The following is a 23,711-nucleotide window of genomic DNA, read 5'->3' as shown; positions in this document are numbered from 1 at the left end:
ACCGGAAAGGCAGCCACACATGGCTACGCAGGAAGAACTGGTCGGCTACCTCAAGAAGGTCACTGCCGAACTCCACGACGCCCGGGGCCGGCTGCGCGCGGTCCGGCAGCAGCACACCGAACCGGTCGCGATCGTCGGCATCGGCTGCCGCTTCCCCGGGGGTGTGAGTTCCCCGGAAGACCTCTGGAGGCTGGTGGCCGACGGTGTGGACGCGATCTCGCCCTTCCCCACCGACCGCGGCTGGGACACCGGCGACGACACCACCGACGTCCGGCTGGGCGGCTTCATGGCCGATGCCGCCGCGTTCGACGCCGCCTTCTTCGGGATATCACCGCGCGAGGCGCACGGGACGGACCCTCAGCAGCGGCTGCTGCTGGAGTGCGCGTGGGAGGGCCTGGAGCGGGCCGGCATCGACCCGGCCACCATCCGCGGCAGCCGTACCGGCGTGTACACGGGCATCAGCATGACCGACTACACCTACCTCATGCAGGAGGCTCCTGCCGAGTACCAGGCGTTCCAGATCACCGGCTTGTCCAACAGCGCGGCCTCCGGCCGGCTGTCGTACGTGCTGGGCCTCGAGGGCCCGGCGATCACGGTGGACACCGCGTGCTCCTCGGCACTGGTGACGGTGCACCTGGCGGCCCATGCCCTGCGGCGCGGGGAGTGCTCGCTGGCCCTCGCCGGCGCGGCGACCGTGCTCACCACCCCCTACCTGTCGGCCGGGTTCGGCGGACAGGGCGGTCTCGCCTCGGACGGGCGCTGCAAACCGTTCTCGGACTCGGCGGACGGTATCGCCGTGGCCGAGGGCGGGGGCGTACTGGTCCTGGAACTGCTGTCCGACGCGGTGAGGAACGGGCATCCGGTGCTGGCCCTGGTCCGCGGCAGCGCCGTCAACCAGGACGGCACCAGCAACGGTCTGACCGCACCGAACGGACCCTCTCAGCAGCGCGTCATCCGCGAGGCCCTGGCCTCGGCGGGACTGACCACCACCGACGTCGACGCGGTCGAGGCGCACGGCACCGGCACCGTCCTCGGCGACCCCATCGAGGCACAGGCACTGATCGCCACCTACGGCCAGAACCGTCCCTCCGAACACCCCCTCCACCTCGGCTCCGTCAAGTCCAACATCGGCCACACCCAGGCCGCCGCCGGACTGGCCGGGACCATCAAGATGGTCATGTCGCTGCGGCACGGCACGCTCCCCAGGAGCCTGCACATCGACCGGCCCTCCACCCGCGTCGACTGGAGCGCGGGCGCCGTCGCGCTGCTCGACCGGGAAACCCCGTGGCCCGACCGCGGCCGGCCGCGCCGGGCGGGGGTCTCGTCGTTCGGCATCAGCGGCACCAACGCCCATCTCATCCTCGAACAGGCCCCCGAACCGGCGGAGGAGCGGCCGTCACCGGCCGACCGGACAGGTGACGCCGCTCCGCAGGCTCCCTGGCTGCTCTCCGGACGCAGCCGGGCGGCGCTGCGGGACCAGGCCGCACGGCTTGTGGACCACCTGGCCCGGCGACCCGGAGCGGACACGGCGTCGGTGGCGCTGTCGCTCGCCACCACCCGGTCGGCGTTCGCGGAGCGGGCGGTCGTCTCCGGCACGGACCTGGCCGGGTACCTGCGCGGGCTGGAAGCGCTGGTGGCGGGGCGGACGGTCCCGGGAGTGGTCACCGGGCGCCGTACCGAGGGTTCGACCGCCTTCCTCTTCTCCGGACAGGGCACGCAGTGGCCCGGTATGGGCCGTGAACTGTACGACCGCTACCCCGTGTACAAGGACGCGGTGGACGCCGCATGCGCGGAGTTCGACAAGCACCTGGACCGGCCGCTGCTGCAGGTACTCTTCGCCGAGCCCGGCGAGCGGGCGACGCGGGAGCTGGACCGCACGGACTACGGCCAGGCCGCCCTGTTCACCGTTCAGGTCGCCCTCTTCCGGCTGCTGGAGTCCTGGGCGGTACGCCCGGCCCATCTGCTGGGCCACTCGGTGGGCGAGCTCGCCGCCGCGCACGCCTCCGGGGTGCTGACCCTGGCGGACGCGGCACGGCTGGTCGCGGCGCGCGGCAAGCTGATGCACGCGCTGCCGCCGGGCGGCGCGATGACGGCGGTCGAGGCCACTGCCGAGGAGGTCGCGCCGCTGGTGGCGGGCCGGGCGGACGAGGTGGGAATCGCCGCGGTCAACGGCACCACCGCGGTGGTGGTGTCCGGTGTGCAGGCGGCGAACGACGAGATCCAGGCGCACTTCGCCGCGCTGGGCCGGCGGACCCGGCGGCTGCGGATGCCGTACGCGTTCCACTCACCGCTGATGGAGCCGATGCTGGACGGCTTCCGCGAGGTCGCACAGACGGTGGCCTACGCCGATCCGGCGATCCCGATCGTGTCGAGCGTCCTGGGCCGTGCGGTCTCCGCGGACGAGCTGTGCTCGCCGGAGTACTGGGTCCGCAATGTCCGCGGCACGGTGCACTTCGCCGCCGGTATGGCGGAGTTGCGCCGCTCCGGAGCCGACCGGTTCGTCGAACTGGGTCCCGACGGGACGCTGACCGGCATCGTCGGCAGCGACGTGGAGGAGGGGCAGGAGGTCGTGCTGGCGCCGTTGCTGCGTGCGAACCAGCCGGAAGTGTCCACGCTGTGGGCCGCGCTCGGAACCCTGTACGTCGCCGGCGTCCAGTCCCGCTGGAGCGACGTCTTCTCGGGCCTCGGCGGCGAGCGGGTGGACCTGCCGACGTACGCCTTCCAGCGCAGGAAGTACTGGGTGCCGCAGACGGAGACCAGCCGGAACCTGACGTCGGCGGGTCTCGACGCGGCCGGGCATCCGCTCCTGGGTGCCGCGGTGCGGCTCGCCGAGTCGGACACCACGGTCTACACCGGCCGGCTGAGCGCGGACGCTCTCGGCTGGCCCGTCGACCACGTGATGTCCGGCCGGGTGGTGCTGCCGGGCGCGGCCTTCGCCGACATGGCGCTGCACGTCGCCGGCCGGATCGCCGGCTACCTGCTGGAGGGGCTGGAGCTGCGGGTACCGCTGGTCGTGCCCGCCGACGGCGGGGTCCGGATCCAGCTCGTCGTCGGGGCCGCGGACGCGGCCGGCCGCCGGGAGATCGGCGTCCACGCACGGCCCGACGCGGCCGGGCACGACGACGAGGAATGGGTGTGCCACGCCTCGGGCTCCCTGGTCCCGGACACCACGCGGGAGGACTTCGACCTCGCCTCCTGGCCGCCCGTGGGCGCGGTCCCCCTCGATGTGACAGACCTGTACGAGCAGTTGTCGGCGACCGGCTACGGCTACGGCCCGGCGTTCCAGGGCATCCGTGCGGCGTGGCGGCGGGGCGAGGAGGTCTTCGCCGAGGTCGCGCTACCGGACCAGGTGTCCGAGCAGGCCGGACGGTACGGCATCCACCCGGCGCTGCTCGACGCCGCGCTGCACACGGTGGCGCTGGCCCCGGCTGCGGGGAACGAGGCCGGTGGCGCCCTGCGGCTGCCCTTCGCGTGGTCCGGGGTACGGCTGTTCACCCCCGGCGCCGCGGCTGCCCGGGTGCGCATGACCGGCGTCGGAGCGGGCGCGGTGGCACTGCAACTGGCGGACGCGGCGGGGCGGCCCGTCGCCTCGGTGGCGTCGGTGGCGTTCCGGCCGGTGGCCTCGGACCGGCTCGCGGCCCCTGACGAGCAGGGCAGCGTCTTCAGGTTCCACTGGTCCCGGACGTCCGGTGCGGCCTCCCCGCTCACCGGTCCGGTCGCCATGCTCGGCACCGGTGCGCCGACCGGGGGCGACGGGGACTTCGCCGGCGCCTCGGTGGTCCACCACGCAGATCTGGACGCGCTGGCACAGGCCGTGGACCAGGGCTCGCCGGCACCGGACTGGGTGGTCCTGCCTGCCCTGGGCGCCACCGCGGCCGGCGACGAGCCCGCGGACGCGGCACGGACGGCCCTGAACCACGTGCTGGGAGCGGCCCAGGCCTGGGCCGCCGACGAACGGTTCGCCGCCTCGCGGCTGGTGGTCGTGACCTGCGGCGCGGTGGCTCCGGGGCGGCAGGCGGGCACGGACGACCCCGCTCGGGCACTGGCAGGCGCCGCGGTGTGGGGTCTGGTCCGCTCGGCACGCTCCGAGAACCCCGGCCGGTTCGTGCTGGTGGATGTGGACCCGGCCGGCGCCGCGGTGCCGATGGGTGCGGTGCTCGCGGCAGCCGCCGACGAGCCGGAACTGGCCGTTCGCGGCGGTGACATCCTGGTACCCCGCCTGGTGCAGGCCCCGGAGTCCGTCCCCGCGCCCGGCACCGGGACAGCCCGGGGCGCGGTGCCCGGCGGCTGGAACCCACAGGGCACCGTGCTGGTCACCGGCGGCACCGGGCTGCTGGGCTCGCTGGTCGCCCGGCACCTGGTGACCGTGCACGGTATGCGGCGGCTGCTGCTGGTGAGCCGGCGCGGCATGCAGGCCGCTGGGGCGGCCGACCTTGTGGCCGAACTCGGCCGGGCGGGTGCCGTGGCCAGGGTCGAGGCGTGCGACCTGACGGACAGTCAGGCCCTTGCGGAGCTGCTGGCCGGGGTACCCGCGGAGCACCCGCTGACCGCCGTGGTGCACGCCGCCGGCGTGCTGGACGACGGTGTGCTGTCCGCGCTGACGCCGGCACGTCTCGATACGGTGCTGCGGCCCAAGGCGGACGCGGCCTGGCGGCTGCACGAGGCGACCCGCGGCCTGGACCTGTCCGCGTTCGTCCTGTTCTCCTCGGCCGCCGGCACCCTGGGTTCCCCCGGCCAGGCCAACTACGCGGGTGCCAACGGCTTCCTCGACGGCCTTGCCAGGCACCGCCGGGCGCTGGGACTGCCCGCGGTATCCCTGGCCTGGGGTCTGTGGGAGCAGCGCAGTGAACTGAGCGGGCACTTGTCGGACACCCACGTGGCGCGGATGTCGAGCGGCGGCGTCGTCGGCCTCGCCACCGGGCGCGCGCTGGAGCTGCTGGACGCCTCACTGCGCGCGGAGGAGTCCGAACTGGTACCGATGCGCTTCCAGGTCGCACCCTCGACACGTCCGGACGAACTGCCGCCGCTGCTACGGCCGGTGGGCCGGCCCCGGACTGCGGCGGCCCGGCGGGACGGCGGCAGCTCCTCGGACGCCGGCGCCCTGGCGGCCCGGCTCGCCGGGCAACCCGAACGCCGCAGGCGCCGGCTGCTGCTGGACACGGTGCGCGAGCAGGTGGCCATGGTGCTCGGGCACAGCGGCACCGAGGAGATCGAACCCGATCTGGCCTTCCAGGAGCTCGGCTTCGACTCGCTCGCCGCGGTGGACCTGCGCAACCGGCTGCACGCGGTGACGGGGGTGCGGTTGGCGGCCACGGTGGTCTTCGACTACCCGCGGCTGCGGGTGCTGGCCGACCACCTGGCGGAGCAGATGGCACGGCGGCAGGCCGACGCCGCGCCGGGGGACAGACGCGGTTCCGTACCGACCCGCAGCGAGGAGGAGGTCCGGCGGCTGCTGGGCTCGATCCCGCTGGAGCGGCTCGACGAGGCCGGACTGCTCACAGCACTGCTGGCGCTGGCCGAGGAGCCCGGCACCGGGCCGCGGACCGGCCCGCACCAGGTCGACGGGGTCGGCCTGATCGACACCATGGACGCCGAGAGCCTGGTCAACCTGGCTCTGGGCGGTTCTTCGCACGACGGCACGACACGAGAGGCATGAGCCGGCAATGACACCGTCCGACAAGCAGATTCTTGACGCGTTGCGCGCCTCCTTGAAGGAGAACGAGCGGCTCCGCGAGCACAACGAGCGGCTGACCGCCGCGCGGAGCGAGCCCATCGCCATCGTGGGCATGGCCTGCCGCCTGCCCGGTGGCGTGACCTCGCCCGAGGAGCTGTGGCGCCTGGTGGACGAGGGCCGGGACGCCGTGTCGGACTTCCCTGCCGACCGCGGCTGGGACCTGGGGGCGCTGTTCGACCCGCGTGCCGAGCGCCCCGGCACCAGCTACGTCGACCAGGGCGGGTTCCTGCACGACGCGGGCGCCTTCGACCCGGCGTTCTTCCACTTCTCGGCCCGTGAGGCGGCGACGGTGGACCCGCAGCAGCGGCTGCTGCTGGAGACCTCGTGGGAGGCGCTGGAGAGTGCCAGGATCGACCCGCTGTCACTCGCGGGCTCCCGGACCGCCGTGTTCACCGGGCAGATGTACCACGACTACTACGGCGCGGACGGTGGTGGCAGCCTGGCCTCCGGCCGGGTCGCGTACCTGCTCGGGCTGGAGGGCCAGGCGGTCTCGCTGGACACCGCCTGCTCGTCCTCGCTGGTGGCGGTGCACCTGGCCGGCCAGGCACTGCGCAGCGGTGAGTGCACTCTGGCCCTGGCCGGCGGCGCCACCGTGATGTCGACACCGGGCGTGTTCGTGGAGTTCAGCCGGCAGCGGGGCCTCGCCCGCGACGGGCGGATCAAGTCCTTCTCCGACAGCGCCGACGGCACGATCTGGTCCGAGGGCGCGGGCATGCTGGTGCTGGAGCTGCTGTCCGACGCGCTGAAGAACGGGCACCCGGTGCTGGCCGTGGTCCGCGGCAGCGCCGTCAACCAGGACGGCGCGAGCAACGGCATCACCGCTCCCAACGGCCCCGCCCAGCAGCGCGTCATCCGTGAGGCCCTGGCCTCGGCGGGACTGACCACCGCCGACGTCGACGCGGTCGAGGCGCACGGCACCGGCACCGTCCTGGGCGACCCGATCGAGGCACAGGCACTGATCGCCACCTACGGCCAGGACCGGCCCGCCGAGCGGCCCCTCCGCCTGGGCTCCGTCAAGTCCAACATCGGCCACACCCAAGCCGCCGCAGGAGTGGCCGGGATCATCAAGATGGTCATGTCGCTACGGCACAACCGGCTCCCCAGGAGCCTGCACATCGACCGGCCCTCCACGCACGTGGACTGGTCCGAGGGCCGGGTGGAGCTGCTGACCGAGCCGTGCGTCTGGGAATCCGACGGCCGTCCGCGCCGGGCGGGCGTCTCCTCGTTCGGTATCAGCGGTACCAACGCCCACGTCATCCTCGAACAGGCCCCCGAGCCGGAGCGGAGGACCGGACAGAGCGCACGTCCCGGTCCGGAACAGCAGGCCGGGCAGGCCGGGACCGGGGCTCCCGCGCCTCGGGCCGTGCCCTGGGTGATCTCGGCCGCCAGCCCCGGCGCACTACGGGACATGGCGACCCGGCTGGTGGACCGGGTGTCCCAGGACCCCCACCCGGACCCGGCGGACATCGGGTTCTCCCTCGCCTCCACCCGGTCGGTCTTCCCCCACCGCGCGGTCGCCGTCAGCCACGACCGGACCGAACTCGCCGGCGCGCTGGCCGCATTCGCCGCCGGGGACGAGGCGTCCCCGGTCATCCACGGCACCGCGCGCGCCGACACCCGGACCGTCTTCGTCTACCCGGGCCAGGGCTGGCAGTGGCTCGGTATGGCCGACGGCATGCTCGCGTCCTCGCCCGTCTTCGCCCGGACGATGACCGAGTGCGCCGCGGCACTCGGCGAGTTCGTGGACTGGTCGCTCCTGGACGTCCTGCACGACGAGGCCGCGCTCACCCGGGTCGACGTCATCCAGCCCGTCCTGTGGGCCGTCATGGTCTCGCTCACCGAAGTGTGGCGATCAGCGGGAATCGAACCCGACGCGGTCATCGGCCACTCCCAGGGCGAAATCGCCGCCGCTTACGCGGCCGGCGCCCTCACCCTCCAGGACGCCGCCCGCGTCGTCGCGCTCCGCAGCCAGGCCATCGCCGCCGAACTGTCCGGCCACGGCGGCATGATCTCCGTCGCGCTCCCCGCGGACCAGGTCGCACGCGACCTCGAGCCCTGGCAGGGACGAGCGGCCGTCGCTGCCGTCAACAGCCCCTCCGCGACCGTCGTCGCCGGTGACACCGAGACGCTCGCAGCGCTGCGGGAGCAGTGGACAGCCCGGGACGTGCGAAACCGCACCATAGACGTCGACTACCCCTCCCACTCCCCACAGGTCGAACGGCTCCGGACCGATCTGCTCACCGGCCTCGCCGAGACGGCACCCCGGCCCTCACGCGTCCCCTTCTACTCCTCCCTCACGGGCACCGAACTCGACACCACCGAGCTGAACGCGGGCTACTGGTACAACAACCTCCGCGAGACAGTCGCCTTCGAGCAAGCCACCCGGGCGCTCCTCGCACAGGGCTACCGCACCTTCGTCGAGCTCAGTGCCCACACCGTCCTCCAACTCGCCGTCACCGACACCGCCTCCACCGGGAATCTCGACATCACCACCACGGGCACCCTCACCCGCCACAAGGGCGAGTGGCGCCAGTTCCTCACCTCCCTCGCCCGGCTGCACACCCACGCGACCCCCGCGAACTGGGCTTCGTTCTTCACCGACGGCCCCCGGCACGTCGACCTGCCCACCTACCCCTTCCAGCACCAGCCCTACTGGCGTACGGCACCGTCGGGTGACGACGTCTCAGCGGTGGGTCTGACCCCCGTCGACCACACACTGATCGGCGCGGGGCTGGAACTGCCCGATTCCGACGGGTTCGTGTACACCGGCCGGCTTGCGGTGCACACCCACCCGTGGCTGGTGGACCACCGGGTGAGCGGTGAGGTACTGCTGCCGAGCACGGCCTTCGTGGAGATCGCGGTACGGGGCGGCGCCGAGGCCGGCTGCCCGGTGGTCGAGGAACTCACCGTCGAGACTCCCCTGGTGCTGCCCGAGGGCGCGTCGGCGGACGTCCGGGTGGTCGTGGAGGCGGCCGACGCGTCGGGCCGCCGTCCGGTGCGGATACTGTCCCGCCTGACGGACGACGGATCCGGCGAGGAGGAGTCCGGCTGGGTCCGGCACGCCTCCGGCGTGCTGGCGGCGGCCGGCGCCGCGGGCGGCGGCGGTTTCGACGCCGCCGTGTGGCCGCCGTCCGGCGCCGAACCGGTGGACCTGGACGGGTTCCACGACCGGCTCGCCGACCAGGCGCACCTGGTGTACGGACCGGCCTTCCGCGGGCTGAGCGGGGCCTGGCGGCGGGACGACGAGATGTTCGCCGAGATCCATCTGCCCGACGCCCAGCTCGACGAGGGCGCCCGCTCCTCGGTGCACCCCGCGCTGCTCGATGCCGCGCTGCACCCGATCGCGCTCATGTCCATCGGCGGCGGGGACACATCCGTGGTGCCGTTCTCCTGGAGCGACGTCACCGTGCACAACGCCGGCGCGACCTCGCTGCGGGTCCGGCTGCGAACGGTGGGCGGCGACGACACCGTGTCCGTCGAGGCGGCAGACGTCTCAGGGCTGCCGGTGCTGTCCGTGGGCGCCCTCACCGTGCGTCCGCGCGCCCGCGCGACAGGCGCACCCCGGGACACCGCCCGGTCACTGTTCCGGCTCGACTGGTCGGCCGTTCCCGCCGGGCACGGCACCGCCCCCGAGCCCGGTGACCGGTGGGCCGTCCTCGGTGACGGGTCGTCGGTTCCCGGCCTCCGGCACTTCACCGACCTGGACGCCCTCAGCACCGCCGTCGAGGCGGGCACGGCGGTCCCGGAGGTGGTGGTGCTGCCGGTGACGGCGCCCGCCGCGGGGCTTCCGGACGCGACGCGCTCGGTGGCCGGGCAGCTCCTGGCGCCCCTGCAGCGCTGGGTCTCGGACGAGATGTTCGCAGCCTCCCTGCTGGTGGTCCTCCTGCACGGGACGGACGAGGCAGGTGTCGCGGCGGCTGCGGGCCGGGGCCTGGTGCGCAGCGCGCAGCAGGAGAACCCCGGGCGGTTCGTCCTGGTCGTCTCCGACACCGCCGGCCTCCCCGCAGCCCTGCTGGCCGAGGCCGTCGCCTCCGGCGAGCCCCAACTGCGGGTGGCGGACGGCGCGCTCAGCGGTGCACGGCTGGTACCGCTCGACAACGCGGGGGTTCTCACGCCGCCGGCCGCCACGGCCGCATGGCGGCTGGAACGCGGTGAGCGCCGGGTGCTGGAGGACCTGTCGCTGGCGGCTGCCCCGGACGCCGAGGCACCCCTGGCCGACGGGCGGGTACGCATCGCGGTAAGGGCCGCGGGCGTGAACTTCCGCGACGTCCTGAGCGCTTTGGGCATGTACCCCGGCGACCCCGGACCGCTGGGCGGCGAGGTCGCGGGCGTGGTGCTGGAGACCGGCCCCGGTGTGACCGGCCTGCGTCCGGGTGACCGGGTGCTGGGCGTGACCGCGGGCGGCTTCGGGCCGGTCGCGGTGGCCGACGAGCGCATGCTGGCCCCCGTTCCCGGCGGATGGACGTTCGCGCAGGCCTCCTCCACCCCGGTGGTGTTCCTCACCGCGTACTACGGGCTGGTCGACCTGGCGGGGGTGCGCCCCGGCGACGCGGTGCTGGTGCACGCGGGCGCGGGCGGCGTGGGCATGGCCGCCGTGCAGCTGGCGCGGCATCTGGGCGCCGAGGTGTACGCCACGGCCAGTGAGGACAAGTGGGACGCGGTGCGCGCACTCGGCGTGCCCGACGACCACCTCGCGTCCTCCCGGACGCTGGAGTTCGAGGAACGGTTCCGGGCGGCCACCGGTGGGCGCGGCATGGATGTGGTGCTGAACTCCCTGGCCGGCGAGTTCGTCGACGCGTCACTACGACTGCTTCCGCGCGGCGGGCGCTTCGTGGAGATGGGGAAGACCGACATCCGCCAGACCGCCGAGGTGGCCGCCGCGCACGCCGCCGTCACCTATCAGGCGTTCGACCTCGTCGACGCGGGGCCCGACCGCATCCGTGAGATGTTGTTCGCGCTGATGGACCTCTTCCGGGAGGGCGCTCTCGCTCCCCTGCCGGTCCGTGCGTGGGATGTACGCCAGGCCCAGGAGGCGTTCCGCTTCATCAGCCAGGCCCGGCACGTCGGCAAGGTCGCACTGACCGTTCCCGCCGCGCTCGACCCGGAGGGGACGGTCCTGATCACCGGCGGTACCGGCGGTCTGGGCGGGCTGCTGGCCCGGCACCTGGTGGAGAAGCACGGCGTACGACACCTGCTGCTGGTCAGCCGCAGTGGCGAGCGGGCCGCCGGTGTCGGCGACCTGGTGGCCTCGGTTGCCGCGCTCGGCGCCGAAGTCCGGGTCGCCGCCTGCGACATCGCGGACCGGGGAGCGCTGGAACGCCTGCTCGGCGAGGTCCCCGTGCAGCACCCCCTGACTGGGGTCTTCCACACGGCCGGTGTGCTGGACGACGGCACAGTGGACGCGCTGACCGCCGAGCGGTTCGACGTGGTGCTGCGCCCCAAGGTCGATGCCGCCTGGTGGCTGCACGAACTGACACGGGGAACCGACCTCGCGGCGTTCGTGCTGTTCTCCTCCCTCGCCGGTACGTTCGGCGGACCGGGACAGGGCAACTACGCGGCGGCGAACACCGCGCTCGACGCCTTGGCGGAGCACCGGCGCCGGCTGGGTCTGCCGGGTCTGTCGCTGGCCTGGGGCTCCTGGAGCCAGGGCCAGGGCATGACGTCCGCGCTGTCCGAGGCGGACATCCGCCGGCTGGAGCGGAACGGCCTGGGCATGCTCACGGCGGAGCGCGGGCTCGCGCTGTTCGACGCCGCGTCGCGCGCGGTGGAACCGGTGGTGGGAGCGGCGGATCTGGCACGGGTCAAGGCCGACTCCCCCGAACAAGTGCCGCATGTGATGCGGGCGCTGGTACGCGGTGCCGCACGCCGGGCCGCGCCGGCGGCGGCGCAGGCCACGTCGCTCGCGGACCGGCTGGCCGGGGTACCCGCGGCCGACCGGTTGCGGTTCACGGTCGATTTGGTGCGCGACCACGCCGCCGTGGTGCTGGGCCGTCCCGGCGCCCAGGCGGTCGATCCCGCGCAGCCGTTCCGGGAGCTCGGGTTCGACTCGTTGTCGGCGGTGGAGCTGCGGAACCGGCTGGTGGCGGCCAGCGGGCTGCGGCTGCCCGCGACCTCGGTGTTCGACTACCCGACGTCCGCGCTGCTCGGCGAGCGGCTGCTCGCCGATGTCTTCGAGGGACGCCGGCTGGACGGGGTGCGCAGCAGCCTGGAACGGCTCCAGTCGGAGCTGGAGGGGGTGTCGGAGAGCGCGGACGTGGCCGATGTGACGGACCGGCTGGAGCAGCTGCTGACGCGCTGGCGTGAGCGGCACCAGGCGGAGACGCCGGACACCGAGGTCACCAAGCAGCTCCAGGACGCGAGCGCGGACGAGATCCTCGCCTTCATCGACAACGAGTTCGGCATCGCCTGAGATCGGGCACCGGAAAGGAAGCCTCAGTGGCTACGCAAGAACAGCTGGTCGACGTCCTCAAACGGGTCACAGCCGAACTCCACGAGAGCCGGGGGCGGTTGACCGCCGTCCAGGAAGCACAGCACGAGCCGATCGCCATCGTCGGCATCGGCTGCCGCTTCCCCGGCGGTGTCACCACCCCAGAGGACCTGTGGAATCTCGTCACCGCGGGCGTCGACGCCATCTCCCCCTTCCCCACCGACCGCGGCTGGGACACCACTGACCTGTTCAGCTCCGACCCCGACCAGCCGGGGACGACGTACGTCGGCACCGGCGGGTTCATCGACGACGCCACCGGCTTCGACGCCGAGTTCTTCCGGATCTCCCCGCGCGAGGCGCACGCGATGGACCCCCAGCAGCGGCTGCTGCTGGAGACCGCCTGGGAAGCGCTGGAACGGGCCGGTATCGATCCGCAGAGCGTGGCGGGCAGCGGCGGCGGGGTGTTCGTCGGCGCGTTCCACCAGGGTTACGGGCGGATGGGCACGGTTCCCGAGGAGTTCGAGGGCTACCTGAGCACCGGGGCGGCCACCAGCGTGATGTCGGGCCGGATCTCCTACGCCCTCGGGCTGGGCGGCCCGGCACTGTCGGTGGACACCGCCTGCTCGTCGGCGCTGGTGGCGGTCCATCTGGCGGCCAACGCGCTGCGGCGCGGGGAGTGCTCCTTCGCCCTCGCCGGCGGGGTCAGCGTGATGTCGACGCCGGGGATGTTCCTGGAGTTCAGCCGGCAGCGCGGGCTCTCGCCCGACGGCCGCTGCCGGCCGTTCTCGGACGCAGCGGACGGCACGGTCTGGTCCGAGGGCGCCGGTGTCCTGGTGCTGGAGCGGCTGTCCGACGCCGTACGCGACGGGCATCCCGTCCTCGCCGTCGTCCGCGGCAGCGCGGTCAACCAGGACGGCACCAGCAATGGCCTCACCGCCCCCAACGGCCCGGCGCAACAGCGCGTCATCCGGCAGGCGCTGACCGACGCGGGACTGGCGCCGGACGACGTCGACGCCGTCGAGGCCCACGGCACCGGCACCGTCCTCGGCGACCCCATCGAGGCGCAGGCGCTGATCGCCACCTACGGCCGCGACCGCGCCGCCGAACACCCCCTCCACCTCGGCTCCGTCAAATCCAACATCGGCCACACCCAGGCAGCGGCCGGAATCGCCGGGATCGTCAAGATGGTCATGGCGATGCGGCACGGCACCCTCCCGGTGACGCTGCACATCGGCAGACCCTCGACCCACATCGACTGGACCGCCGGCGCCGTCGCACTGCTCGACCGGGAGACCCCCTGGCCGGACCGCGGCCGGCCGCGCCGCGCGGCCGTGTCGGCCTTCGGCATCAGCGGCACCAACGCCCACGTCATTCTCGAACAGGCACCCGAGCCGAAGGGACTGACGGAGCCGGCGGAGGTGGGTTCTCCCGCGCCTGAGGTGGTGCCGTGGGTGGTCTCGGGTGCGAGTGCGGCGGCGCTGCGGGAGCAGGCGGCCCGGCTGGTGGCCCGGGTGTCCGCCCAGCCGCACCCGGACCCGGCGGACGTCGGGTTCTCGCTGGTGTCCAGCCGTCCGGTCCTCGCCCACCGTGCGGTCGCGGTGGGGCGGGACCACGCCGAGCTGACCGGCGCCCTGGCGGCCTTCGCGGCCGGGGACCCGGCGGCACCGGTGGTCGACGGCGTCGCACAGCCCGGCGCCCGGAGCGTGTTCGTCTTCCCCGGACAGGGCTGGCAGTGGCTCGGTATGGCCGACGGCCTGCTGGCGACCTCTCCGGTGTTCGCCGAAAGCATGGCCGAATGCGCGGCGGCACTCGGCGAGTTCGTGGACTGGTCGCTCCTGGACGTCCTGCACGACGAGGCCGCGCTGGCCCGGGTGGACGTCGTCCAGCCGGTGCTGTGGGCGGTGATGGTCTCCCTCGCCGCCGTGTGGCGTTCCGTCGGCGTGGAGCCCGCCGCCGTGGTGGGTCACTCCCAGGGCGAGATCGCCGCCGCTTATGTGGCCGGGGCGCTGACGCTGCGGGACGCGGCACGGATCGTGGCACTGCGCAGCATGGCGGTGGCCCGGATCGCCGGCCGCGGCGGGATGACGTCCGTGGCGCTGCCGGAGGACCGCTTGGCGGAATACCTCAGGCCCTGGGAGGGACGGGTGTCCGTGGCCGCGGTGAACGGACCGTCCTCGGCCGTCGTCGCCGGCGAGCCCGAGGCCCTCGCGGCCCTGGAGGAGCAGTGGGCGGCCGAGGGAGTGCGGACACGCCGGCTGGCGGTGGACTACGCCTCCCACTCGGCGCAGGTGGACGAGGTCCGGGCTGCCCTGCTGGCCGACCTGGCCGGGACGGTACCGCGCTCCTCCCGTATCCCGTTCTTCTCCTCCGTGACGGGTGGCGAGTTGGACACCGCGCGGCTCGACGCCGCCTACTGGTACGACAACCTCCGGCTCACGGTCTCCTTCGAACAGGCCACCCGGGCGCTGCTCGCACAGGACCACCGGGTCTTCGTCGAGCCCAGCGGACACCCGGCGCTGCGCTTCGCCGTGACGGAGACCGCGGCCGCCCTCGGTCTTGACGTCGTGGCGACCGGCACGCTGCACCGCGGGGACGGCGGCTGGGACCGGTTCCTGGCCTCCCTCGCCGAGGTCCATGTGCACGGCACGCACGTGGACTGGCGGGCCGTGTTCGGCGCCGGGAGACGTCGGGTGGACCTGCCGACGTACGCCTTCCAGCACGAGCGCTTCTGGCTGCCGCTGCCCGACACCCAGGACACCGAGGACCCGGCGTCCGAGGGCCTGCGCCACCAGGTCGTGTGGCGGGGGCCCGGTGCGCTGCCCGCCGCCACGGCATCCGGCCGGTGGCTGCTGGCCGTGCCGGACGGGAATGTGAACGCTGAGCCGGCCGCATCGGTGACCGAGGCCCTCACCCGGGCGGGCGCCCAGGTGGAGCTGTTCACCGTCGAGGCGGCAGCGGACCGGACCTCGCTGACGAACCGGCTGCGGACCGCCGCCGAGGGCGCCGCAGGTGTGGTCAGCCTGCTCGGCCTGGACGAGCGGCCGCACCCTGCCCGTCCTGAGGTCCCCACCGGGATGGCGGCCACCCTGGCGCTGGTGCAGGCGCTCGGTGACATCGCGTCCGGCGCCCCGCTCTGGCTGCTGACCCGGGGCGCGGTGGCGGTCTCCCCGTCGGACGCGGCGCCGGTTGTCGCACAGGCGCAGCTGTGGGGCTTCGGGCGGGTGGCCGCGCTGGAGCTTCCTCATGTCTGGGGCGGGCTGGTCGACTGGGCGCCGGACGCCGGCTCCGACCTGCTGGCCTCCGCGATCTGCGGCGGCCACGGCGAGGACCAGATCGCCCTGAGAGCCGGTGGGGCCTCGGTACGACGCCTGGTCCGCGCCGAGCCTCGGACGGATCCCGCGACCGCGAGGGACTGGCGGCCGCACGGCACGGTGATGATCACCGGCGGCACCGGCGGGGTGGGGGCGCGGGTCGCCCGCAGGCTCGCGGCCGAGGGCGCGGAACACCTGCTGCTGCTGAGCAGACGGGGCGCCCAGGCCCCGGGGGCCGAGGAGCTCACCGCGGAACTGGAGGCGTCCGGCGCCTCGGTGACGCTCGCGGCATGCGATGTCAGCGACCGAGAGGCGCTCGCCGCGGTGCTGGCGGCGGTACCGCAGGCGCAGCCCGTCACAGCGGTGGTGCATGCCGCGGGGACCGTACGGCCGGTGCCGCTGGGGGACCTGGACATCACCGAGCTCGCCGAGACGCTGTCCGGCAAAGTCCGGGGCGCCGAGCTCCTGGACGAGTTGCTCGGTGACCGCCCGCTGGACGCGTTCGTGCTGTTCTCCTCCGGCTCCGGGGTGTGGGGCAGTGCCGGACACGGCGCCTACGCGCCGGCCAACGCCGCGCTCGACGCGCTCGCCGAGCGGCGGCGGTCCCGCGGCGCCGCGGCCACCTCGATCGCCTGGGGGGCCTGGGCCGGTGACGGCATGGCGGGCAACGCGGAGGCCGAACGGTTCCTGCGGCGGCGCGGAGTGCTGCCGATGGACGGCGACCGGGCGCTGGACGCACTGCTGGAAGCCGTGGCCCATGACGACGGCTGCGCCGTGATCGCCGGTGTCGACTGGGCGCGTTTCGCGCTCGGGTTCACCTCCGGGCGCCCCAGCCCCCTGCTCGGCGAGCCCGAGGTGCGGCGGGCACTGCGAGAGCCGGCCACCGCGGAGCACCGCGACACGGTACCGGACGGCGATCCGGCCGGGACGGCGGCCAGGCCGGCCGCCCTCAGCGGGGCCGCACGGCAGCAGGCCGCGCTGGAACTGGTCCGCGAGCACGTCGCCGCGGTGCTCGGCCACAAGGCGGCGGAGGCCGTGGACACCCGTCGCGCCTTCCCCGACCTGGGATTCGACTCCCTCACCGCCATGCAGTTGCGCAACCGGCTGAACCGGGCGACCGGCCTGAACCTGCGGCCCACGGTCGTCTTCGACCACCCCGACCTGGCGGACTTCGCGCAGTACGTCGGCGAGCAGCTGGCCGGCGCGGACCCCGGGGCGGCAGCGGCAACGGCGGCCGACACCGCGATGACCGACAAGGTCAGCGACCTGTACTTCGACGCCGTCGAGCGGGGCAGGGCCGAGGACGCCGGGCAGTTGCTGATGAGCGTCGCCCGGCTGCGGCCGATGTTCAGCGATCCGTCCCAGATGGCGCAGCCACCCGCGCCGGTGCCCCTGGTGTCGGGCGAGGGCGGCCTGCGGATGGTCTGCGTCAACCCGATCGTCCCGATCACGGGCGCCCACGTGTACTACCGGTTCGCCGCCGCCTGGCCGGGTCCGGGGAGCGTCTCCGCCCTGGCCGCGCCCGGGTTCACGGAGGACGAACCGCTGCCCGCCGACGCGGCGGCCCTGCTGTCGCTCCAGGCGCAGGCGGTGCTGCGGCATGTGGGTGACCAACCGTTCGTCCTGCTCGGCACGTCCTCGGGGGGACTCGTCGCGTACGAGATCGCCCGGCATCTGTGCGCACTGGGCCGTCCGCCCCGGGCGGTGGCGCTGCTCGACACCTACACCCTCGACGACCCCTACCTGGACGAGGCCCGGGTCGCGATGATGCGGGTGATGTACGACCGGGCCGCCGGGGTGGTACCCATCGACAGCACTCGACTGGCCGCCTACATCTGGTCGTTCGGGTTCTTCACCGGCTGGCGTCCCCGGCCGATCGAGGTGCCCGTGCTCCTGGTCCGGGCCAGTGAGCCGATGGACCCCGAGTCGACGCACGGCCCCTGGCAGACGACGCTGGAGGGCATGGACCACGTGGTCGACGTGCCCGGCAACCACTACTCGATGATGGAGGAACACGGCGCTCACACAGCCCGAGCGGTTCACGACTGGCTGACGTCGAAACGGCTGATCTGACGGTGTGACAGAGACAGCGCGACGCCCCGGGCCTGGCAGGCCCGGGGCGTCGCGCGTTGTGCCGCCACCGTACACACGGCGGTCGCCGGGGCGGCGGGCCTGCTCAGCAGACCCGCCTCCCGCTGTTCACCAGCTCACGACCATCCGCTCCGGCGACCGTATGACCGATTCCTTCCACTGGATGTCCTCGACCGCCTTCAGCTCCGGCATCTTCGTCACCAGTGCGTGCAGTGCCTCCTGCAACTCGACTCGGGCCAGCCTCGAGCCGAGGCAGTAGTGGGCTCCGTGGCCGAAGCTGAGGTGCTGGTTGGCCGACCGGTCGAGCCGGATCGCGTCCGGCTCGGGGAACTGGCCGGCGTCGCGGTTCGCCGCGTAGATGACGGGCAGGACGGGCTCGCCCGCGCGGACCAGCACTCCGCCGACTTCCACGTCCTCCTTGGCGTAACGCGGAAACGCCCCGCCGATACCCATCGGCACGAACCGCACCAACTCCTCGACAGCGGTGGGGATCAGCTCGGGATCGGCGACCAGAGCGGCCCACTCGTCCGGATGCCCCAGAAGCACGTGAACACAGTCGGGGAACATCGAGGCGGTCGTCTCGTAGCCCGAGAAGACGATGCCCAGGACGAGTTCGGTGAGCTCCTGCTCGCTGAGCTCGTCCTCCGGGTCCTGCGCGGCCACCAGTGCGGACAGCAGGTCGTGCTGCTGCGGCTCCTCCGCGCCGCGGGCCGCCGCGACCCGCGCCGCCAGATAACCGTAGAGGGCCATGATGCGCTGCTCCCGCTCCTCGGCCGGCAGCGGGCTCGTCGACAGGGCCGCATCACTCCACTCGCGGAACTGCGGCCGGTCGGCGTCCGGCACGCCGAGCAGTTCGCAGAGGATCGCGATCGGCAGCGGCAACGCGAATCCCCCCACCAGATCGCCGCGGTCGCCGCCCGCGATCATGGCGTCCAGCAGCTCGTCGGCGACCTTGCGCACCCAGGGGCGCATGTCCTCCACCCGAAGCCTGGAGAAGGCGCGGACCACCGGGGTCCGCAGCCGCGTGTGCTCGGGCGCGTCGAACGAGATGATGGTCGTCTCGCTGACGGCCGGTGTGTAGCGGGGTTCGCCGGGCTGCACCGACATCGCGCGTGAGAACCGCGCGTCGCCCATGACGAACCGCACGTCCTCGTAGCGCGTGGCGAGCCAGGCCGGTTCACCGTACGGCAACTGCACGCGGATCATCCCGTCCGCCTCCCTGGCGGCGGCGTACGCCTCGTGCACATCGAGGCCGTGGCTGCCGGTGAAGGGATAGGGGACGGGGGTGGGCGGTGCGGCGTTCACCGAAGCCGCTTCTGTCATGTGGTCCTCGCAATCACCAGGGCAGCAGCCGTCCCTTCCGGGACGGCTGCTGCCGGACTTCAGATACCTGAACGGCCCTTACGGGCGGGACACCCCGCCCGCGGCGTCGACTCCCCGCGGGGGCGCTGTTCGCCGGGCCCCGCGAACGCCGTCACTCGGCCGTCGGTTCACCGAGCGCCTTCCGGATCAGGGCGTCCACGTCCATCGCCTTGATCGACTCGCTCTCGTCGGCGGCCGGTTCGGCCGGCGAGACGGCCGGCGACCGATCGGACGGCTGGGCGAGTGCCAGCAGAGCGTCCAGCAGGCCGGCCTCCCGAATCCGGGAGAGCGGGATCGCCCGCAGTCGCTCCCCGGCCGAGGCGTCGTCAACGGCTGCCGCCGCCTCCGCCGGAGCGACCTGCTCCAGCAGGTGCTCGGCGAGCGCCGACGAGCTCGGGTGGTCGAAGACCAGCGTGGCGGGCAGCCGGATACCGGTCTCCGTGGCAAGGCGGTTGCGCAGTTCGACAGCGCCCAGCGAGTCGAATCCCATCTCGCGGAAGGACTGCGTGGGACGTACGGCTTCCGCACCGTCGTACCCGAGCACACCCGCAACGGCCCGCCTGACCATCTCGGTCACGGCGCGGCGCCGCTCCCCGGGCGTCCGGCGTGCCAGCTGGTCGCGCCATGACGCGGGGCCGGCCGCGCCCGCGGCGGCCTGCCGCCGCGGCGGGCGGACGTAGCCGCGCAGGAGCGCGGCCGCCGTTTCCGGGTCGCTGCGCCGCAGCACGTCCAGGTCGAGCCGGGTGGGCACCAGGACCGCGGCGTCCTCGGCCGCGAGTGCGCGGTCGAGCAGCGCCAGGCTCTCCTGCGGGGTCAGCGGCACCGTGCCCGTGCGTTTGATGCGGTGCAGGCCGGTGGCGTCCAGACCGCCGGTCATCCCGGTCGGCTGGGACCACAGCCCCCACGGCAGGGACAGCGCGGGCAGCCCGAGGGTCCGCCGGTGGTGGGCCAGACCGTCGAGGAAGGCGTTGGCGGCCGCGTAGTTGGCCTGGCCTCCGGTCTCCAGCGTGCCGGCGAGAGAGGAGTAGAGGACGAACGCCGACAGCGGGAGGTCCCGGGTCAGTTCGTGCAGGTGCCAGGCGGCGTCCGCCTTCGGCGCCAGCACCGTGTCCAGCCGCTCGGGCGTCAGCGAGGTCAGCGTCGCGTCGTCCAGCACGCCCGCGGTGTGGATCACAGCCGTCAGCGGGTGCCCGGCCGGAACCGACGCCAGCAACGCCGCCACCTGCCCGCGATCCGACACGTCACACGCCACCACGTCCACCGCCTGCGCCCCCAGCGCGGACAGCTCCTCCCGCAACTCCCGCGCCCCCGGGGCTTCCAGACCACGCCGGCCCGCGAGCAGCAGGCGCCGTACCCCGTGCCGCTCCACCAGATGACGGGCCGTCAGGGCCCCCAGGCCACCGGTGCCACCGGTCACCAGCACCGTCCCGCCCTCGGCGAAACGGGTGTGCGGGGCGGTCGCGCCGGGTGATGCGGCGGGCCGCAGCCGGGGAACGAGCGCGGTCCCCGAGCCGATCGCCGCCTGCGGCTCCCCGGCCGCGAGGACGCTCGCCAGCAGCGTCACGGGCAGCGTGCCCGCGCCGTCCAGGTCGACCACAACGAACCGCCCCGGGTGCTCGGCCTGCGCGGAGCGGACGAGCCCCCACACCGACGCGGCCACCGGATCGGCGACCGTGCCGCCGGCCGTCACCGGGACCGCGCCCCGGGTGAGGAGCACCAGCCGGGAGCCGGCGGTGCGGTCGTCGGCGAGCCATCCGCCGAGGCTGTCCGCGGTATGCCAGAGGGTCCGGCGCAGCCTCGCGGGCACGTCGGCACCTTCTTCCGCGACCGAGGAGCAGGCCAGCAGCACGGTCTCGGGCGCTGTCGCCCCGCCGTCGAGCGCCGCGGTGAGGGCCGCGAGGTCCGGGTAGACCGCGAGTCCCGCGCCGCCGGCCACGCGTACGTCGTCGGCGGCGGTCCCCAGCAGGGCCCAGGTCTTCGGGTCGATCGCGGCGTCGGAGGCGGTGAACGGCTCCCAGGCGACCTGGTGGACGGTGTCCTCCGCCGGTGCGGCCGGAGACAGCCCGCCGGCCGGCAGTGGACGTGCGACCAGGCCGGCTACTTCGGCGACCGGGGCTCCGGTGGCGTCCGCCAGCGCGAGCGAGACCGTGTCGGTCCCGGTCCGTGCCAGCCGCACCCGGAGGGTCTGCGCGCCGGTGGCGAAGAGGGTCACCCCGGTCCAGGAGAACGGCAGGGACACCGCCGCGTCGGGATCGTCGCCGAGCATCGACGTCTGGAGGGCGGCGTCGAGCAGGGCGGGGTGCAGTCCGAACGCGGCCGCGTCGGAGCGGGCCGCCTCGGGGAGCACGACCTCGGCGAAGACCTCGTCGCCGCGCTGCCAGGCGGCGGTCAGGCCCTGGAACACGGGGCCGTAGCCGTAACCGCGGTCGGCCAGGCGGTCGTAGACCCCGTCGAGGTCGATCGCCCGCGCGCCGGCCGGCGGCCACTGCCGCAGGTCGAAGGAGGCGGGACGGCGGGAGGCAGCGAGTGTTCCGGTCGCATGCCGGGTCCAGGCACCGGACGCGGAGGCGTCCTGGCGGGACCGTACGGTCACCGGCCGCCTGCCGTCCTCGTCTCCGGCACCGACGACGACCTGAAGCGCGACGCCTTCGGGACCGGAGAGCAACACCGGTGCCTCCAGGGTCAGTTCCTCCAGATGATCACAGCCGGTCTCGTCGCCGGCCCGGACCGCCAGTTCCACCAGCGCCGCTCCGGGGAGCAGCGTCTGCCCCATGACGGCGTGGTCGGCGAGCCAGGGGTGGGTCGGCAGGGAGAGCCGACCGGTCATCACGAGACCGTCCGGGTCGGACAGCGGGACGACGGCCCCCACCAGGGGGTGGGTGAGGGGGGTTTGGCCGAGGTGGGTGGCGTCGGTGGGAACCGTGCGTGCCAGGTCCAGCCAGTACCTGCGCCGCTGGAACGCATACGTCGGCAACGCCACCCGCCGCGCACCCGAACCCTCGAACACCCGCGCCCAATCAACCGACGCACCCTGCACGAAAGCCTCACCGAACGCCCGGTACAGATCACCGACACCGCCACGGTCACGCCGCAACGTCCCCACCGTCACCAGCGAACGGCCACCCTCACCCTCCGCGAAGATCTCCTCGATCGCCGGAACCAGCACCGGATGCGGACTGACCTCCACCGCCATCGAGAAACCATCCGCGGCCAACCGCCGCACCACCTCCTCGAACCGCACCGGCTCCCGCAGATTCCGGTACCAGTACCCCGCATCCAGCCCCTCACCCCCCAGCACCCCAGCCGTCACCGCCGAATAGAACGGCACCGCCGACACACCCGGCACCACCCCCGACAAACCCTCCAGCAACTCCCCCCGGATCGCCTCCACCATCACACTGTGCGACGCGTAATCCACCGCAACCCGCCGCACCCGCACACCCTCCCCCGCGAACACAGCCTCCACCTCGGCAACCGCATCCGCCTGCCCGGCAACCACCACCGACCGCGGACCGTTCACCACCGCAACCGACACCCGCCCACCCCAAGCAGCAAGCCGCCCCGCAACCTCCACCGCCGGCAGAGCAACCGACACCATCGCCCCACCACCGGCCAACCCCCCAGCGATCAACCCACTGCGCACCACCACCACACGCGCCGCGTCCTCCAACGACAACACACCCGCAACGAACGCCGCGGCGATCTCGCCCTGCGAATGCCCCACCACAGCACCCGGCTCCACACCGAACGCCCGCCACGTCTGCGCCAACGCCACCTGCACCGCGAACAACGCAGGCTGCACCACATCAACCCGATCCAGCGACAACGCGTCATCCCGGCCCAGCAACGCACCGAGCACATCCACCCCGCCCTGCGCCGACAACGCCCCGCAGCACTCCTCCAACCACCGCGCGAAAACCGGCACACCCTCGAACAACCCCCGAGCCATCCCCACCCACTGAGAACCCTGACCCGGGAAGACGAACACCGGCCTCACACCACCCGACGGCGCCACCCCCGACACCACACCACCGGACACACCCCGACCCGCGGCAAGATCGTCCAACCCCGCCAGCAACCCCTCCCGATCCCCCGCGACAACCACCCCACGATCACCCAGCACCGCACGCGACGACACCAACGACACCGCGACATCCGCCAGCCCCACACCCACAGAACCAGCAACAAAATCCCGCAACACCCCAGCCTGCCCCCGCAAACCACCCACACCACGCCCCGACACCACAAACGGCAACGGGCCGCGCAGGGACACAGCGTCGTCAGCTCCGGCATCCGGGCCGGCGTCGCCGTCGGCCGCGCGCACCGCGAGAACGTCCCCGGCGACCGGGAGCGTCTCACCCGACGCTGCGCTGTCCGCTGCCGCCATGGGTGCTTCTTCGAGGATGACGTGGGCGTTGGTGCCGCTGATCCCGAAGGACGACACACCCGCACGGCGCGGACGGTCCTGCACCTCCCACTCGCGGGCCTGCGTCAGCAGCTCCACCGCGCCCGCCGACCAGTCCACCTGCGGCGACGGCTCATCCACATGCAACGTCACCGGCAGCGTCCGATGACGCATCGCCATCACCATCTTGATCACACCCGCCACACCCGCAGCCGCCTGCGCATGCCCCAGATTCGACTTCACCGAACCCAGGAACAACGGACGCCCACCCGACCGCTGACCATAGGTCGCCAGCAACGCCTGCGCCTCGATCGGATCACCCAACCGGGTGGCAGTGCCGTGCCCGTCGACGACATCCACGTCCCCCACACCCAGACCCGC

General features: G+C 73.6%; 3 protein-coding genes and 2 pseudogenes. 3 read left to right on the top strand and 2 right to left on the bottom strand.

Going from position 1 to position 23,711, the window contains the following annotated elements:
- Window positions 1-40: 40 nt before the first annotated feature.
- The 3 genes and pseudogenes from ACIP9H_RS41285 to ACIP9H_RS41275 form a co-directional block, all read left to right on the top strand.
- A pseudogene (locus tag ACIP9H_RS41285) lies at window positions 41-5,656 on the top strand (type I polyketide synthase); the annotation flags it as partial.
- A 7-nt stretch (window positions 5,657-5,663) separates the two neighbouring features.
- The gene (locus ACIP9H_RS41280) at window positions 5,664-12,143 is read left to right on the top strand and encodes an SDR family NAD(P)-dependent oxidoreductase (protein WP_401964137.1); all 6,480 of its coding nucleotides are present in this window, start codon (window positions 5,664-5,666) and stop codon (window positions 12,141-12,143) included.
- Between the two features lie 116 nt (window positions 12,144-12,259).
- Window positions 12,260-17,545, top strand: a pseudogene (locus tag ACIP9H_RS41275) (SDR family NAD(P)-dependent oxidoreductase); the annotation flags it as partial.
- 126 nt (window positions 17,546-17,671) lie between these two features.
- On the opposite strand, the gene ACIP9H_RS41270 reads toward ACIP9H_RS41275, so the two are convergent.
- Both ACIP9H_RS41270 and ACIP9H_RS41265 read right to left on the bottom strand, forming a co-directional pair.
- The gene (locus tag ACIP9H_RS41270; protein ID WP_401964135.1) at window positions 17,672-18,886 is read right to left on the bottom strand and encodes a cytochrome P450; all 1,215 of its coding nucleotides are present in this window, start codon (window positions 18,884-18,886) and stop codon (window positions 17,672-17,674) included.
- Window positions 18,887-19,037: 151 nt separating this feature from the next.
- Window positions 19,038-23,690: an SDR family NAD(P)-dependent oxidoreductase gene (locus ACIP9H_RS41265; RefSeq protein ID WP_401964134.1), complete on the bottom strand. Its 4,653-nt coding sequence runs from the start codon at window positions 23,688-23,690 to the stop codon at window positions 19,038-19,040.
- Window positions 23,691-23,711: the final 21 nt, after the last annotated feature.

It is taken from the genome of Streptomyces sp. NPDC088732, assembly GCF_044751205.1.
GTDB lineage: Bacteria > Actinomycetota > Actinomycetes > Streptomycetales > Streptomycetaceae > Actinacidiphila.
This window is presented reverse-complemented; position numbering and strand designations above follow the sequence as displayed.